This is a genomic window from Serratia marcescens, from assembly GCF_001902635.1.
GTDB classification, from domain to species: Bacteria; Pseudomonadota; Gammaproteobacteria; order Enterobacterales; family Enterobacteriaceae; genus Serratia; species Serratia marcescens_F.
Map to the genome: position 1 here is coordinate 1 of NZ_MJAO01000008.1, position 16,210 is coordinate 16,210.

A 16,210-nucleotide genomic window follows, 5' to 3' on the forward strand; every position below is an offset into this window, starting at 1 on the left:
TCCGGGGCTGCCTGGTACTTTAGGTTGGCGTTTTTTCTCAGCCTTGCAACACGACCGTTTTCTCTGTTAAGCAACTCATCATCGGCCAGCAGGGTCAGCCGTTCCTCGAACGACAGCTCTTCGTAGGTCTGGGGCGTTTCTCGCTGGCGTATCAGGCTACCGGTCATCGCCGGAAGCTTCAGTTTGGTCAGTTTATTCAACAGGTTATCGCTCATACAGTCTGTTCCTTTTGTCTGTGTTAGTGGTAGTAGCCCGGGCCGCGCAGGTTTTCATGCTCGAGTGACGTTGCTGAGTGTTGCTCGCTATGACGGGATAACGGCAGCTCCTGGTTCTCCCGGTGGTGACGCAGCAGGTTGTCGATGAACCGTCTGTCTGGCGCGTTATAGTGCCAGGCGACGCAACTGGCTTTTTCCAGCCGCTCTTTGCCATATTTTTTCTGCAGCGCGGTCAGGCCAAGGATTGCGCGGTAGGCCAGCTCCGGATGGGCCTTTGCCTTCAGCATTGCGTCAACCACCTTGCCGGTGAACGGGCCGATGCTGCACCCTATCTCGAGCAGACGTTCCGGTGTCCAGGTACCGTGCCCCCGGTGCTGAGCCGGCATGTGAAGCGGATTAGAGGTGTGCTTATACTCATGCGAGCTGCGCGGATGTTGCGCCACGCACTGCCCCTTGTGCCAGACCTGAACCACCGACTGACCTGCCTTCAGCGACAGGCGCTGGCCAACCAATTCGTGTGGGACCGAGTACCAGTGACGGGCATATTCAACATGGTAGTCAGGACCGACCTTCACCGTTTTGTATTCGGTGTACTCATACGTTGCCAGAGGTAGCGGTGAGAGTGCCGGCGCATCGAGCATGCGGAAGCGCTCTGCGCGGGTCTGATTGCCGTACCCTTTCATTGGCCGATTATTCATGTCCGTCAGTAGCTCCCGAAGTCGGGTATTCAGCGCCCTGAGCGTATAGAAGGTTTCATTGCGGATGCGGGCAAGCAACCATCTTTCAACGATGAGGACGCCGTTCTCCGCTTTCGGTTTATCTTTCGGCTTATAGGGGCGAGCAGGGATGATCACGGTGCCGTAGTGCTCTGCCAGCGCCTGATAGCTGTCGTTGATGACCGGCTCGTAGCGATCGGCCTTTTTCACCGCATTTTTGAGGTTATCGGGGATGAGCAGCTTCGGCACGCCGCCGAGGAAGGTCAGGCAGCGGCTGTTGGCGTTCAGCCAGGACATCATGTCCTGGCCTTCGCACGCCTCGACGTAGGTGTAGTTGGATGCCCCCATCACAGCCACGAAGATGGCTACCCGGCGTATTTCTCCGGTATCCGGGTTGACGACGGGGATCGTCGGGCCACAGAAGTCGATAAAGAGCTTTTCGCCGGCGCGGTGCTCCTGGCGCATGGAGAGGCGGCGCGTTTTTTTCCACTCCCGGTAGCAGCGGCAGAAGTGGGAGTACCCCATCGCCAGTTCACCCGCCTGAGCCTTGTATTCCATCCACAGCAGTTGCCGTGTCACACCAGGCTTTCTCATCTCGGTGTCGAAGTGAAGCAGGTCAGGCATCACCAGTTCTGATGCGGATGTGCCTTTGGCCGGGAAGATGAGTTCTTCAAGGGCGTCGTGGGACATCCCTGCGGGGAGGGGCCATGACAGAGAGGTGGCTTTAAAGCGGGCGAGGACTTCAAAAACCGTCGAGGAGCTGATTTTCATTGTCAGCCCGATACAGCGGTTAGTCAGCTTCTGGTCGAACTTGAGCTGAAGGATCTTAAAACAGGTTTCCATGGAACTCCTGGCTTTTCTCTTTTTGGACATCGATGTCTCCATTGGCTTAAAAATCAGCAATGAAGACTGTGATGGAAAGAGTTAATTCCCGGAGTGAGCGACAGGATGCCAATCAGTGATCGGATGCGTGCCAAATCGTGATCGATTGTGATGCCAAACCGCGATCGGAGATGCATACCAAATCATGATCGATTCGAATGCCAAACCGTGATCGATTCAGATGCCATTTTGCATTATGAGCGGTTCGTGTACTTTTCCTCGAAAAGTACACGAACCCCGTATAATAGCTTAAATTTATAGCATAACGGACTGATAATATATACCCCTATAAAATATCACTTTTTTCTCGAAAAGTGCACGAAAACTAAAATGAGGACAGTATTATGAAAAATAATGAGTTAATAGAAATTGCTCAGAATTTTATTCTGAAGGAGCATATGGCTGCGATCTCGGCTGCAGCCAAAAAAGGAAAATTCTGCATCAGCTTTCGTGAAGCTGGCTCTTTCACCATCAATGCTCTCCGTCAAGGGGCTAAAGCAAAAGGGCACGACATACTTGAAAAAACTATTAAACCCAGCTCGCTGGCATCGAAATATAAAACCCAAGAAGAGTATGACGAAAAGCTAAAATGGGCTAAGGAGCTTAATCTTATTGGTTATGTCGGTAACTGGGATAGTACTGGTTTGAGGGGTATCTATGTAGGTGATGTCAGAAAAACAGCCATTGCTCATGTCGTATCGAATGGTATTCTTGATATCACAAACCCAGAAAATATAAATCTACTACAGTCTCAGAATGGATGGAGATCAATACCTTATACCGGTGATTACGATGCGCATGACATGATCACTTTCCGGGGGGCAGGACGTCCGAGAACCGTCATGGTTAACTCAAAAGAAGAAAAAGAAATCATTGATTGCATCAATCTCCAGGTCGCAAAAGTTGACCCTGCACGTCCTTTTAATGATATTGAGCACAATGTGGTTCGCCACGGAGCCCAAGTTAACTTCTCCTCTTATATGCTTTCACATGAAAAAAGTGTCGTTGACCGAGAAGGAGGATTTATTGGTACGGTGGCCAGGCCAGGTGAATTTCCACTTGCGGTTTGCGACCGTGGCAACTGGTTTATTATCAGAAATATTCACCAGCTGGAAGCCTTTTATGGCTCAATTGGAGCTAAAATAAAAGAGATGTGGTCGACGGAAGGGGTCCGAAATTACCACGATACAGAGAATGGACGGGTGCGCTATGCCAGAACTGTGCCGCGACCTACTTACATGACTCGATAAGGATTGTTGGGAAAATATTCTGCTCGGCGACTGAAGCATTTACTGGGATAGTCACAATTTTTGTGTTTCTCCAGTAATATACAATCAAAAAGGAATAATATATATCCCAGCCCTTTTATTTTGACAAAGTGCTTAAGGCACTCCAGTCCGGTCAGACATTAACGGGAAAGATGGGATCTTAACGTCGTTAATTTAATTAAAAAGCGAGTCAAAGCTTCCCTGTCTACGGAGCTTGACTCTCATCTGGCTCAGGATCTCGAAGCCAACCATCAAAGGCTCCCAGCAGGCTCCTTTAGCTTTTCTCAGCCAAAATCGCTTAACGTGAGTTTTAGTTCCACTGAGCGTCAGACCCCTTATATAGCTTTATCTGAGGTGAATTATGCGTGCTGTAGATATGTATGAAAAAAATAAAAGGAATCGCGATGAAAAGCGTACTAGTGATGGTGAGTTGAATGCTGAGCAGGATTTAACTGTGCATGTTATTGGTTCGATATTAGAACGCATTACAAATCAAAATGGGGAGGCAGTGAGCAGTCCGGCTGGTGTTTTATTTAGTCAAAAAACAAAAGACTTTATGTTCCACAATAAAATATTAGAGGCATATCTATCGATTAGTATTTTGAATGAACCGGGTGAAATTGGCTCTTATTTAGACCAGTTTTCGAATAAATTAGATCTTGTTTTTCAAACTCTTAATCAAGAGAGTATCGCGAGTCTACCGGTCTTCTTCAATGGAGTAGAAAGAACACTAAAAGACGTTTTTATCACTACAACGTTTAACCCGCTTTCTGCCAGTTCAGATTGGTCGGATGCCCTTGGATAGTCAAGACAATGTAGAGCGCTGGCTGAGCGGTGAGTTGAAAGCGTTTACAGGTTCGAATAATTTTAAACGTGTACTGACAAAAATTAAAGCTATCAGTTCATTTGGTACCACAATGTGGCAACTTCTTTCCAGTGGTAATCCGATGAATATTAGTGCTATACAGTGCTTACTTGAAGCATCAGGATTAAGTGAGTCTGTTAACTCGCGTGGTTGGTTTGAGGCGTTTCGCAAAAAACACGGTCGTCTCTGTTTGATGATCCGGTCACGCGCGCCCGAAGTGAAAGAATGCCACTGCTCAACGGTATTCCCGTGAAAGGAATCTATTCTGATGCAGCGTCTCATGGTCTGGGATTTGGCCAAGTGGTTCAGGAATCGGAGGATCTGGCTGAAACCGAACAGCTACGCAAATTGCTGGCCGGAAGCGGTGCTAAAAACAGCCAGATTAACGCCATACTTCGGCAGAATGCTCCTATTGGCGACCTTGACCGGCCATATATGCTGAGTGAGGACGAATACGAAAATATTCCAAAGGCATATAGCCAATTTAATATTAAAGATAAAATTATCGAACATAGATTTAACCATGGAGTTGGCATTAACCGTTGGCAACCTTACGGGAGTTATGGCACTCAGGCAAATCTGTCTGGCTTCCCATCTGCTGGAGCACAATCAGGAGGAACCACAGATGTTATGTTGGCTTTACAGATGCTATGTGGCGGAAAAGCATATGATATGGAGAACCGTGAGGCGATAGAAGCAATAACCTTAGCTGTAGGGGCATTTATGAACTTTGGTGGCTATCATACCTTCTCTGAAGTTTATCCGGTGGGTATGTCAGTAGCCAGCAATAAAATTATGGAACCGGCTACCACGGCAGCGGGTTTCAAACATTCCCCGCTATACCTGGAGATGCTAGCAAGTTATACCAAATTCAGTAATGGAATGGCTCATCGTGATACTTGGAAGTTTTTCAATAAATATAGAGAGCAGACTATATCTCACCGTAATTCGACTATTGCAGAGGAAGCAGAGGAAAAAGAATAAATGACATAATCAGAATTGAAACAGTGATGGTGGTTCAGTCTAGACTGGAGGCGTGGTGAGGTGAGGTGAGGTGAGGTGTGGGCTGGATGGCTCTTCTTAAATAGTGAAAATTTCCACACTGGAAAACTGTTGAATAATAAATGTCATTGCAAGAGATTATTTTACCTACAACACTGAGAGTGAGAATTTGGTCTTTATGTTTTGGTTAAGAGGTCAACGCATAGATTTACCGTGCATATCATGCTTTGTAGACGCTAATGATAAATTCCGTGCTTCTTTTATTCGGGGCATACTCTAATGACTTGATCTATTTTCATGAAAATTGACATGCTGTTTTTTTGAATTTAATTGACTTTACATTTTTACTTTCGATATAAATGAGGGCAGGCAATGCCAAAAGAACCACAGCTATTACAACAAGCAATCGACGAATTTAATAAAGCCATTGCCCGCGCGGCACAGTATGAAGGGAATATTGAAAATATCATTCGGGATAAGGTTGACAGACTTTTTTCCAACGCAGAGAAGTCTCTGAAAGAGAGCATAGTTGCCCAAGCGGTAGAAAAAATAGCTGAGGCAAACCAGGTATTTGAGTTTAATCATCTTATCGAACAGTTAAAACGCCTTCTTGCTGAGTAAGATGCGTTAAACCGTAACCTGCAGGCAAAACTTGAAGAGCGCGAGCGGGAAATCGACAGGCTGCTGGTACAACTGGCTAATCACTCTTTCCAGTCTCATGGACCTAGCTGCTCACTTCTTGGTTATATTCAGACGTCTTATGGCCCGCGCAAATTGCTCAGCGGGAAAATCCATTTTGAAATACCACTTCACCAGTTCGGACGGTTTAGATCAAACCTACACTGACTTGCTCCATAAAAGGAGGCCATTCGCCCATTCAAGGTGAGGGTTTCCGCGTCAACGGTCAGGAGGAATGCAGATAATTTTTGAAGGTTTGCTCGGCATAGTCGATTTGCATGCAATATCTACAATGCAAGTACTTCGGAGGTGTATGCAGAGGAGGGAAATGCCAGCGTTAGAGCGGCATTCTTGAGGTTCAGTCTGTGTATGAGTAGGCATATGGATAAGTGTGCATCATGCTGCTGTTTTCACCGTGGTAGCGAACAAAGATTGCGCATCTGGAGGTAAGGATGCGACAAAATAATCGGCAATTCCGATCAAATCCCCCTTGTTAAGTAGTTATTAACTATCAATTGGTTGTAATTAATCGTTTTTGCTGATCGTTTCAAGCGAATACAGTACAGTGGGAACGGTGACAACTGCCTATAAGATCGAAGTGGCAGTACGGGCGAACTTGCCCCCGTTGACTGCCGTGATGATGCTGAGTACGTTTTGCCACTGACCCGATGGCGAACCCAAGGAGCCTGTGACGATGCCGATGAGCTGGCTGATTACCCCGGAGGCGCAACTGTTCGCCGCCATTGTGCGCGCCGGCAGCATTAGCGGTGTGGCGCAGCAATGGCGGCTGTGCACCGATGAAGTCAGCCGCCGCTTGCTGCACTGGCAGGCGGCGCTGCCCGCGCCACTGTTTTGCATCCAGCAGGACTGGCTGTTGTTGACGCTTGAAGGACAGCAGCTGTACCACTCGCTGTGCATGTTGCCCGACGAAACGCCCGGTAAATAACGCGGCCTGCCGCTCTCAGACAGGGACGTGCAGCGCCGGGTTCAGCCAGTGTTCTAGGCTGGCGTCCAACAACGACAGCGGGTCTTGTAGCTGTGAGTAATTGCTCTGCAGGCAATAAACATAGCGCCGCAGCGCCGGGCCGCCGTCCGGCAAATCCAGCAGCCGTATCTCGGTATCCTGCAAGATGCGGCTCACCGAGTGTGGTACCAGGCTGACAGCCAACCCCTGGCGCACCATGCGCAGGCGCTGGGCCATTTCCGGGAAACGCAACACCTTCGGCGTGATCCCCACCTTGTGCAACCAGTCCAGCACACGCCGGGCATGGCCGTTGTCCGGCACTACGTTGTACTGCGCCAGCGGCAGTTCTTGCATCAGCGTGACGGCGCAAGCGCTCGCCAGCTCCGCCGACACGGCGAGTTTGAGCGATTCCTGCGGCAACGGTCGTTTGTGCAGCCCGCGTTCCTCCAGCAGCGGATCGGAAACGAGGCAGCAGTCTATCTGGTGATTTCTCAACGCGGTCAGCATCGCTTCCACCGGCAGGATTTGCATCTGCAGGTATTGGGCGGGTATTAGGGCTGACAATTTATCGGCCAGGGTGGTGCAAAAGCCGCTGTACAAACCGTCCGTCGCCATTTTCAGCGTATGCAACGGCGCGGCGACTCCGGTGCGATGCTGCTGTTCCAGTTCCAGCAGCCGTTGATAGAACGGATAAACGTCCTGGTATAGCGCTTCGCCCTGGGGCGTCAGGCGCAGCCCCTCCGGCAAACGAACGAACAGCTTATACCCCAGGCGCTCTTCCAGCTGCATAATGCTCCGCCCCAGCGGGGAGGGCGTTATGCACAGCCGTTCGGCGGCTTTGGTCAGGCATAACATTTGTGTAGTAGTAATAAAGTAATGCAGTTGTTTCGATGCGAACAACATGGCGATATCCTTCTCCGAACCCAACATGAAACAGAACAACTCTGTTTGTTACCCTGGAGAAAAAAGGCGGGCGGCCACTTCTGCCGGTGGCCTGCGTGCCTGAAAGTAATACCCCTTATCATAGCGGGGGATCGCGTTTTGTCATGCCCTGAATCTAGCGATTGCTTATCTCTTCGGCGTCGGGAGGGCGGTGGATTGTAAACGAATGTATGCCTGCAACCCATTGATTTGCGCTTGAATGCGCGCTATTCGCCGCCGGAGGGTGAAATAATGCCGTTGAGCGGCGTCAGTAAGTCGGGCACCGGTTGCATCAGCCATGCCGGCGGCGCCGGCAGCGGTGGCGACGGCAACGGGGCAGCGTGCATGGAGCTGCAGGCGGCGCTGGCCAAGACGAACGCGCTGCTCCAGAAGAGCAATATGGTTTTTTTCATCGGTCAATTTCTCGGTGAGTTGTTTATCCAGGCTGGCCACTTTCGCCTGTTGCGCCCGTTGCTGGGCCAGCTGCTGGCCAGCCTGCGTCAGTTGCTGTTGCAGATGCGCATTGGCCTGGCTGGCCAGGGCAAAGCGGCGATGGTAGTGGTTGGCGGCGGAGAGGCTGGCGATAAACACCACGCCCAGTCCGCCCCACCATAGGATGCGCAATGACGGTAACAGGCTCATGATAAGAACATCTCCCGTTCTGCACGCCGGCGGCGCGCCAGGCCCGGCAAGGGATGTCCTGCTGCCTTGTCCCAGCGCAGCAGCTCATCGGCGGCGCCGTGATAATCTCCGGTGTTGAGGCGTTTGAGCAGCGTGGAGCCAGCCAGCGCCTGAATGCCGGCGTTATAGGTAAAATCAACCAGCGCATCGAACTGTGCCTGGCTGAGCGCAACGTGTACCAGCGATCGAACCGCATGTTCATAGTCGTCCAGCCCTTGGCTCAGCAGTTGGTCAGCGCGTGCCTTGCTGATGGTCATCCTGGCATGTATCGACACGCCATCTACCGGCTGAGTCCAACCGTAGCCGATGGTCCAGACGCCGACACAGTCCTGATAAGCCAGCGTGCGGCAGGTCTCGAACTGTTTGAGCAGTGCCAGCCCTTTATCACTCATCTGCATGGTAGTTCCCCCGAGTTAGCGTCAGACGCATCACATTGCCGCGGGCGGACAGTACCGCCAGGCACAGCGCCACGTTAATCAGCGTTTCGCCCCAGTTGCCACGGGCGTGCAGCCCGGTCAGGGAACGAATGACTACCGAGCCGCAGGCGACGATCAACAGCCAGGCGAACCAGGCCGCCACCGGGCGGTGGCGTTTGCCGCTTTTGCTGAAGGTCAGCAGCCGAAGTACGATCAAAAAACAGCTGATGGTGTCCAGCATTACCAGATAATCGTTAAACAGTGTCATTCTGATTTACCTCCCCCCATCCATTTACGCAGTAACCCATTGCTGTGTGTGCTCAGCGCCAGCAGCAAACGTACAGCGAGTGTGGAGGCCACCAGGGCCCCAACCTCTGGAGGGGCGACGATCAAGGTGGGGGTGAGCGCTGAAATGACCGTCGCGGTGAACGGTGCCGTCACAATGCCGGCTGTTAACGATACGGCGAACAGCAGCGTTTTTTGCAACAGCGTCAGATCGTGGGCGGAAATCACGAAAATCACCGCACCGGCGAACGCACTCAGCAAAATACCGGTAGATACGCTGGGAAACAGACCTATCAGGGTCGTGCCGCCAAGCAGGAGCCCGCCGCCATGTGAGGAAAGCGAGGGCGATTGTGAAGTGACCATAGTATTCATCTCTTTGACTTTATCGGTGCGTTTACCCTAAGGAAGATTGTGGTACGAAGGAAAATGCCATTTTCGTCGACCGGGCGACCTAAAAGGCGGTGGTTATCTTTTATCCCCGCGGTCACGCTCCGATGACGGCCACCGGCAACCGCACTTTGCAGTTCGCCAGCGCTGGCGCGGGACGGGTGTTGCACTGATGGTGGAATAGCCGGCCGGGCTGGGCAATGACCAGACGCGCTACTGTTACAGCTGGCAGACCGGAGCGGTGTACAACACGCTGCGGTCATCGGGCAAGGAGCGAGACGCGACGGGGCTGTATTATTACGGGTACCGGTATTACCAGCCGTGGGCGGGCCGTTGGCTGAGCGTAGACCCGGCGGGGACGGTGGACGGGCTGAACCTGTTCAGGATGGTGCGGGATAATCCGGGGGCCCTGCAAGATGCCGATGGACGCGCTCCGGTTATGCCCAATGGCTTTAGTTGGGTAAAGGGGCCAAATGGCGAAAAGTTACCTATTGCGGTATGTCGTTATTTTCGGCGAACAAACATATCAATGGATGAAAGCACAATATAATGCGTTAGCAAGATATGCTGATTATTTGAAAAAAATCCCCTCGGCTCCAATAGCTACTCTGGGGGGGCTCTGGGACGAAGAACATGGTGAGGATGGCATGCAGTTTGACCCAGGGCATAAAGGAAATTCGATAAAGGTGGAGTATGAATATGACCCTGATATTTTCGCGATAGATAAGAGGTCACCGATTAACGATTCCCCTGTGTTTATATAACTTCCTGCTCCAGGCAATAAGGCGTTAGTACTTAAAAAAGGTGTTTTGAAAAATAAAACATCTGTTCATGCAATTCCTCCGACAAAAACACACCCTAAATTGACCATGGTGATGAGGAACCGGTAAAAAAGTGACCCATTTATGGATATATGGCCAGTATGAATTTATTCGTTTTGCTTGAAGTGCACGGAGCACGGCTGGGTCATGTGACCGCCGTAGTAACATTAATAGGGCTGTGATGGGATGGTTTGTGTGGTTATTATTCCCTGGCTTACGATGTAATACTCCTTTATTGATTTATTCACGGTGTTTAATTCTGTGGTTTCAGTTTTTTTTTCATTTTCTAGTTATAAATTCCTGCTTGCTTGATGGTTTTCGTATGATGACGAATTCCGTTATTTCTCCTGTAAAGTTTTTTTAGGGTGCGAACCTGTTAACACAAGTGCTGACTCGATAATCATTTTTACGAGTGCACTTAGTGCGGTAGGTCAACGCCTGATCCTCTATTAACATTTATGTGGACGGAAAAAGGAAATCAGCAGCATGTTATTAAGTAAATTGGCACGAGCAATAAGTGTAGGAATTATTCTCGTGAGCGGAGCGGCAACGGCTGCCGGAGATACGCCAACCAATATTAAAGACGAGGGACATGGCACCGTGACATTTGTTGGGGCGATTATCGATGCCCCTTGCTCCATCAGCCCGGAGACGGCTAATCAAACGGTCAATCTGGGGCAAATCGGCAGCAAGACGCTGGCCAATGGCAAAAGCTCAACGCCGCGTCCGTTTTACATCAAGCTGGAAGACTGTGATACCACCACGTCAAAAAGCGTGACGGCAACGTTTAACGGTAATCCGGCCAAAAGCAACCCGGACAATCTGGCAATGACAGGAACCGCCAAAGGCGCCTCCATCGTGCTGGCCACCGATGCGGGAGACCCGCTGAAGCTCGGCACCCCAAGCACCGCAGTGGGCCTGCATGACGGCAGCAACGTTTTATCCTTCGCCGCTTATTTGCAGGGGGATACCGGGGGAACGGTGACGCCCGGCGATTTCAGCTCGGTGGCCAACTTCGTTTTAGCCTATCCCTGACGACAAGGCCATTTTACAGGCGTGAAAACGCCTGTTTTCTGAATTGAGCGGCAAGAGGATGGGAAGGGTGTTTTCAGCACGATATTTGGCTGCTTGCGGCCTGTTGATGGGGTTTCCGCTGTGTATACCGGTGCCAGGCTGGGCAGCAGCCAATGTGGAGTTCAACACTGACGTGCTGGATGCCAGAGATCGTGCCACGGTCGATTTAAGTGAGTTTGCCCGTGCCGGTTATATTATGCCGGGCCGCTATCCGATGGCGTTGCGTTTAAACAACCAGGATCTGGCCGAGCAAACGGTGACGTTTTTGCCACCGCCGAGCGATCCAAAGGGCAGCGAGGCATGTCTGACGCCGAAGATGGTCAATTTGCTGGGCCTGAAAGCATCGATAAAACGCCAACTGACTTGGTGGCACCAGGGGCAATGTCTCAATCTGACCTCGCTGAAAGGCAGCCAGGCACGCGGCGATCTGGGTAGCGGCACGTTGTCGCTGAGCGTACCGCAAGCTTATCTGGAATACGTCGCGGATGACTGGGATCCTCCCTCGCGTTGGGACAACGGTATTCCCGGCGTTTTGTTCGACTATAACCTTAACGCGTTGAACACTCGCCAGGCGCAGGGACGGGATAGCCAATCGTTAAGCGGCAATGGGACTGCGGGCATGAACCTGGGGGCCTGGCGCCTGCGTGCCGACTGGCAGGGGCAGTACGATCATACGACCGGTAAGGCCAACAGCACGCAGCAACAATGGGACTGGAATCGTTTTTATATGTATCGGGCGGTCGCCGCGCTACGCGCCCGGCTGATGTTGGGGGAAAACTACCTCGACTCCAGCCTGTTTGACAGTTTTCGCTTTACGGGCGCAAGCCTGGTCTCCGATGACAATATGCTGCCCCCAAATTTACGCGGCTATGCGCCGGAGGTGACGGGCGTCGCCAAGACCAATGCCAAGGTGACGATAAGTCAGCAGGGGCGGGTGCTGTATGAAACTCAGGTTCCCGCCGGGCCGTTTCTGATCCAGGATTTGAATGCGGCGACGACGGGAACGCTCGATGTCAAGGTGACCGAGCAGGATGGCAGCGTACGTACCTTTCAGGTGAATACGGGCAATGTGCCTTATTTGACCCGCCCCGGTTTGGTGCGTTACACGCTTTCGGCAGGTAAACCGTCCACTTATCGGCATGAGGGGAAAGGGCCGAATTTTGCCGCAGGCGAATTCTCCTGGGGCGTCAACAACGGCTGGTCATTGTATGGCGGTTCGCTGCTGGCCGGGGAATACAACGCATTGTCGATGGGGGTGGGCCGAGATCTGCTGGCATTAGGCGCGCTATCGCTGGATGCCACGCAGTCGCGCGCCGATTTGCCGATGCAGGGGACGCGTCAGGGGAGCTCCTGGCGCTTGAGCTACTCCAAACGTTTTGATCAATACGACAGCCAGGTGACGTTTGCCGGATACCGCTTTTCACAGCGCAGTTTTATGAGCCTGCCACAATATCTGGATACTCGTTATCGCGGGCAAAACGTTAACAATAACAAGGCACAGTACACCCTGTCGCTGAGCAAACAATTCACCTCTTTGGGCGTGAGCGCCTATGTAAACTACAGCCATCAGACCTATTGGACACGGCCGCCTGCCGATAACTACAGCCTGTCGTTGTCGCGCTACTTCGATATGGGCGTATTCAACAATGTCAGCCTGAATCTATCGGCGTATCGCACCGTATTCAACAACCGGCGTGACGACGGCATGTATATGAACATCACCGTGCCCTGGGGGACGGCCGGCTCGCTCAGTTACAACACCCAATATGCCCGGGGTGGCAGCAGCCATAGCGTCGGCTACTACCGTCGTATTGATGACAACAACGCCTACAGCCTCAGTGCCGGCGTAGGCACTCAGGGTACCACCACGGGCAGCGGCTATTTTACGCATGATGGCGACAGTGCGCAGATCATCGCAAACGGCAGTATGCAAGAGGGGCAGTACAGCTCAATTGGCCTGTCCGCCCAGGGAGGAATGACTGCCACAGCGAAGGGGGCCGCGTTGCATCGGGTCAATACGCTGGGCGGTACCCGCATGATGGTCGATACCGATGGCGTCAGTGGTGTGCCAATTCGCGGGTACGGCGGTATCACGCGTACCAATGCGTTTGGTAAGGCGGTGATTAGCGATATCAACAGTTATTACCGCAATACCGTCAAGATAGATGTCAACCATTTGGCGGATAACGTGGATGCGCTGCGTTCGGTCGTGCAGGGAACGCTGACGCAAGGGGCCATCGGCTACCGGAAATTTAGCGTCATGGCCGGAGAAAAGGCGATGGCAACGCTGCGTTTACCGGATGGCTCTGCACCACCTTTTGGCGCCACGGTGTTCAACCGCAATCATATTCAAACCGGGATCGTCAACGATGACGGCAGCGTTTGGCTGACCGGCATTCGGGCCGGAGAGTCGATGGCGGTTCGCTGGCATGGCCGCGTGCAATGCCAAATCCATATACCTGCATCGTTGCCGGCAACGCTAACGTCAAACTTGTTGCTGCCGTGTCGTGCTCAGGAAGCGGCAGTGAAAAGCCAATCCCATTTTCTGAATAATCGAGAACATAAGGTGAAAACAACAGAATGAAACGAAAGGAAAGTCTGCTGGCCGTGGCGGTTATCGCGAGCGGTATGTTGATCGCGCAACAGAGTCATGCCGCCATCGCCTTGGATCGCACTCGCGTTATTTTTGACGGCGCCGGTAAATCAATGAGTCTGAGTATCCGCAACGAAAACACGACGCTGCCCTATCTGGCGCAGGGCTGGATTGAAGATAGCGCCGGAAAAAAAATCGAATCGCCGTTGATGGTTTTACCCCCGTTACAGCGTGTGGAGGCGGGCGCCGGCAGTCAGGTTAAAATCCAGGCAACCCCTGCAGCCGCAAAGTTGCCGCAAGATCGGGAGTCCCTGTTTTACTTTAACTTGAGGGAGATCCCGCCGCGGAGCAACCAACCGAATACCCTGCAAATTGCGCTACAAACGCGCATCAAACTGTTTTACCGGCCAAAAGCGTTAATCCAGTCTGGAGAGGCAATGGAAAAATTATGGCGAGAAAAGCTGACGCTGACCCGTCGGGGAGATGTCTATTGGGTGAACAATCCGACTCCATATTTCATCACGTTTGCGAGTGCGTCGGCGAGTAGGGGCGGCAAGGAGATCGCTGACTTCAAACCGGTGATGGTCGCACCGAAAAACAGCGCCGAGCTTGGCAGCCGCAGTGTGCAGCTGGGCGACACCCCGGTATTGCGTTACATCAATGACTATGGCGGCCGGCCGGCACTGATGTTCCGTTGTCAAAGCGGGCATTGCCGTGTCACGGACAGTCAGGCGGGATGAAGCGGGATGTGAAGAACCTCGGAGGCTGTGGCCGTTTCGTTGCGTGGGCTTGCCTGGGATGGGGGGCGCTGACAGGCACCGCCCTGTCAAGTACAGGCTCTCCCGGCAATGTCGATATTCACATCTCCGGCACGGTCGTGGTGAATGCTTCCTGCACCTTCAATGGGCAGCGCACTATCGATGTGGGTTTTGGCGATGTGTTTATCAGCCAGATTGGAAAGGGGGGGGATAAACAACCGCTGCCGTTTTCACTGACCTGCCAGGGCGATCCGGACGGTAAAACGATACAGATGCAATTAAGCGGCGATGGTGCAAGCTTCGACAGTCAATTGCTGCAGACCAATGCGGCTGGGCTGGGGATCCGTTTGCTCAACAATGGCGATGCCCAATCGCTTAACCAGTGGTTCGACATCGATCCCAACAGCCCGCCGCAGTTGGAGGTGGAGTTGGTCAAACAAGCTGGCGCAACGTTTCAAAATGGGCAGGCGTTTACCGCCGGTGCTACGTTGAAGGTGGCGTACAACTGAGGGCGTATTTATGACTGTCTTGGCAAAGATCTGCGTGATGTCAACGGTGACGATGATGTTGTTGGTTGCTGTAAGCGCTCCGGTCTTGGCGCAACAAACCGGCGATCAGCTGACCGTGAGATTCTCCGGGGTGTTGAAGAAAAAACCTTGCCATATCAATAACGACCGGCGTATCGACGTGGCATTTGGCAATGTGGGCGTTCTCAAGGTGGATGGAGAGCGTTACCAACAGAGTGTGCCGTACAGCATTGTTTGCGACGCGCCGGAACCCGGTGGCCGACTCATGCTTAGCGTGAAAGGCACAGCCGCCGGCTTTGATGACGTCGTGCTGGCCACCAATGCTGACGGTCTGGGTATTCTTATCCGGCAAAACGGGCAACGGATGCGGCTCAACACGCCGCTGCTCATCAACGTTGATCATCCGCCGCCGCTGGAAGCGGTACCCGTTAAAGCGCCAGGCATCGCACTGACTGGCGGGCGCTTTCAAGCTACGGCAACGCTGTTGGCGGAGTATGAATAATGGCGGGTAACCTGGCGATATGTCTGCGTAAAGGTTGGCATTATGGGGATCTTTTGCTGATGTGGTTGTTTATCAGCGTCATGTTGTCCCCAGCGGTCTGGGCTGCCCAGGCAGGGGATAACAACCTGGCATTCAATGGCGTGTTGGTGACGGATCCCTGCTCGCTGGATCCCGACTCTGCGCATATCACGTTAGATTTTGGCAATGTGGTCGACAAGTATCTGTACCGCAATACCCGCACTCGTGGGCAGTTATTTGAGATTCGGTTGCGGGGGTGTGATTTACGCTTGGGTAATACGGTGTCGGTGATGTTTAGTGGACCGGAAGATCCAGCTTTACCGGGCATGTTGGCATTGAGTGCCGGTTCGGCGCGCGGTATTGCCATTGGCATGGCATTGCCGGATGGCACGTCTTTGCCGATCAATAAAGCCACCCCCGTCTTACCGCTGGTTCAGGGAGTCACGACGTTGGCGTTTAAGAGCTATATACAGGGCGAGCCGACGGCATTAAGCACCCATACGATCACCCGAGGCCCATTTACAGCCGTTGCCACTTTCACCCTCAACTACGAATGAAACAGCGTCACCGTTGAGGGGCAAAGAGAGACCGGAAAGGATGGGGCGTGTGTCACAGCGGGTGCGTAAGAAAATGTGAT

General features: G+C 52.4%; 19 protein-coding genes and 2 pseudogenes. 14 read left to right on the forward strand and 7 right to left on the reverse strand.

All coding sequences use genetic code 11. The features are described 5' to 3' along the window. Positions 1-215, reverse strand: a pseudogene (locus tag BHU62_RS09445) (IstB-like ATP-binding domain-containing protein); the annotation flags it as partial. Positions 216-238: 23 nt separating this feature from the next. Further along, on the reverse strand, positions 239-1,774 hold the full coding sequence (gene istA / locus BHU62_RS09450; RefSeq protein ID WP_073531684.1) for an IS21 family transposase: 1,536 nt from the start codon (positions 1,772-1,774) through the stop codon (positions 239-241). Between the two features lie 383 nt (positions 1,775-2,157). Between istA and BHU62_RS09455 the strand changes: the two genes are divergently transcribed. The 6 genes from BHU62_RS09455 (at position 2,158) to BHU62_RS09470 (ending at position 6,572) form a co-directional block, all read left to right on the forward strand. After that, positions 2,158-3,063: a hypothetical protein gene (locus BHU62_RS09455; RefSeq protein WP_073531685.1), complete on the forward strand. Its 906-nt coding sequence runs from the start codon at positions 2,158-2,160 to the stop codon at positions 3,061-3,063. 379 nt (positions 3,064-3,442) lie between these two features. Then, positions 3,443-3,886, forward strand: a complete 444-nt coding sequence (locus BHU62_RS24895; RefSeq protein ID WP_139282267.1) for a hypothetical protein — start codon at positions 3,443-3,445, stop codon at positions 3,884-3,886. Further along, positions 3,879-4,199, forward strand: coding sequence for a hypothetical protein (locus BHU62_RS24900; RefSeq protein ID WP_139282268.1), 321 nt, complete (start codon positions 3,879-3,881; stop codon positions 4,197-4,199). Before BHU62_RS24895 ends, BHU62_RS24900 begins: the two co-directional genes overlap by 8 nt. Next, positions 4,172-4,930 carry a hypothetical protein gene (locus BHU62_RS09460; protein ID WP_073531686.1) on the forward strand — a complete coding sequence of 253 codons (759 nt, stop codon included), beginning with the start codon at positions 4,172-4,174 and terminating at the stop codon, positions 4,928-4,930. Before BHU62_RS24900 ends, BHU62_RS09460 begins: the two co-directional genes overlap by 28 nt. 390 nt (positions 4,931-5,320) lie before the next feature. Continuing rightward, positions 5,321-5,569, forward strand: coding sequence for a hypothetical protein (locus BHU62_RS09465; protein ID WP_073531687.1), 249 nt, complete (start codon positions 5,321-5,323; stop codon positions 5,567-5,569). A gap of 751 nt (positions 5,570-6,320) precedes the next feature. Next, a complete protein-coding gene (locus tag BHU62_RS09470; protein WP_073531688.1) occupies positions 6,321-6,572 on the forward strand; it encodes a helix-turn-helix domain-containing protein in 252 nt (83 codons plus the stop codon). Positions 6,573-6,587: 15 nt separating this feature from the next. On the opposite strand, the gene BHU62_RS09475 is transcribed toward BHU62_RS09470, so the two are convergent. The 5 genes from BHU62_RS09475 to BHU62_RS09495 all read right to left on the reverse strand — a co-directional run bounded on the left by BHU62_RS09475 (position 6,588) and on the right by BHU62_RS09495 (position 9,256). Next, positions 6,588-7,520 carry a LysR family transcriptional regulator gene (locus BHU62_RS09475; protein WP_078062038.1) on the reverse strand — a complete coding sequence of 311 codons (933 nt, stop codon included), beginning with the start codon at positions 7,518-7,520 and terminating at the stop codon, positions 6,588-6,590. Between the two features lie 138 nt (positions 7,521-7,658). Beyond that, on the reverse strand, positions 7,659-8,153 hold the full coding sequence (locus BHU62_RS24675) for a lysis system i-spanin subunit Rz (protein ID WP_073531690.1): 495 nt from the start codon (positions 8,151-8,153) through the stop codon (positions 7,659-7,661). Continuing rightward, complete coding sequence (locus tag BHU62_RS09485) at positions 8,150-8,590, reverse strand: lysozyme (protein ID WP_073531691.1); 441 nt, start codon at positions 8,588-8,590, stop codon at positions 8,150-8,152. The genes BHU62_RS24675 and BHU62_RS09485 overlap by 4 nt, the downstream gene beginning before the upstream one ends. Next, positions 8,577-8,876, reverse strand: coding sequence for a phage holin family protein (locus BHU62_RS09490; RefSeq protein WP_073531692.1), 300 nt, complete (start codon positions 8,874-8,876; stop codon positions 8,577-8,579). The genes BHU62_RS09485 and BHU62_RS09490 overlap by 14 nt, the downstream gene beginning before the upstream one ends. Next, the gene (locus BHU62_RS09495; RefSeq protein WP_073531693.1) at positions 8,873-9,256 is read right to left on the reverse strand and encodes a putative holin; all 384 of its coding nucleotides are present in this window, start codon (positions 9,254-9,256) and stop codon (positions 8,873-8,875) included. Before BHU62_RS09495 ends, BHU62_RS09490 begins: the two co-directional genes overlap by 4 nt. A gap of 262 nt (positions 9,257-9,518) precedes the next feature. Between BHU62_RS09495 and BHU62_RS24680 the strand changes: the two are divergent. From BHU62_RS24680 to BHU62_RS09530, 8 genes and pseudogenes are all read left to right on the forward strand, one after another. Continuing rightward, positions 9,519-9,716: pseudogene (locus BHU62_RS24680) on the forward strand (RHS repeat-associated core domain-containing protein); the annotation flags it as partial. 37 nt (positions 9,717-9,753) lie between these two features. After that, entirely contained in the window at positions 9,754-10,044 is a 291-nt protein-coding gene (locus BHU62_RS24905) for a hypothetical protein (RefSeq protein WP_171971308.1), read from the forward strand. A 543-nt stretch (positions 10,045-10,587) separates the two neighbouring features. Beyond that, positions 10,588-11,136, forward strand: a complete 549-nt coding sequence (locus tag BHU62_RS09505) for a fimbrial protein (protein ID WP_073531694.1) — start codon at positions 10,588-10,590, stop codon at positions 11,134-11,136. A gap of 58 nt (positions 11,137-11,194) precedes the next feature. Beyond that, positions 11,195-13,759 carry an outer membrane usher protein gene (locus BHU62_RS09510; RefSeq protein ID WP_073531695.1) on the forward strand — a complete coding sequence of 855 codons (2,565 nt, stop codon included), beginning with the start codon at positions 11,195-11,197 and terminating at the stop codon, positions 13,757-13,759. Next, positions 13,756-14,508, forward strand: a complete 753-nt coding sequence (locus BHU62_RS09515; protein WP_073531696.1) for a fimbria/pilus periplasmic chaperone — start codon at positions 13,756-13,758, stop codon at positions 14,506-14,508. Before BHU62_RS09510 ends, BHU62_RS09515 begins: the two co-directional genes overlap by 4 nt. Continuing rightward, positions 14,505-15,035, forward strand: a complete 531-nt coding sequence (locus BHU62_RS09520) for a fimbrial protein (protein WP_078062041.1) — start codon at positions 14,505-14,507, stop codon at positions 15,033-15,035. The genes BHU62_RS09515 and BHU62_RS09520 overlap by 4 nt, the downstream gene beginning before the upstream one ends. 10 nt (positions 15,036-15,045) lie before the next feature. Further along, positions 15,046-15,555 carry a fimbrial protein gene (locus tag BHU62_RS09525; RefSeq protein WP_078062042.1) on the forward strand — a complete coding sequence of 170 codons (510 nt, stop codon included), beginning with the start codon at positions 15,046-15,048 and terminating at the stop codon, positions 15,553-15,555. Then, on the forward strand, positions 15,555-16,130 hold the full coding sequence (locus BHU62_RS09530; protein ID WP_236720660.1) for a fimbrial protein: 576 nt from the start codon (positions 15,555-15,557) through the stop codon (positions 16,128-16,130). The genes BHU62_RS09525 and BHU62_RS09530 overlap by 1 nt, the downstream gene beginning before the upstream one ends. Positions 16,131-16,210: the final 80 nt, after the last annotated feature.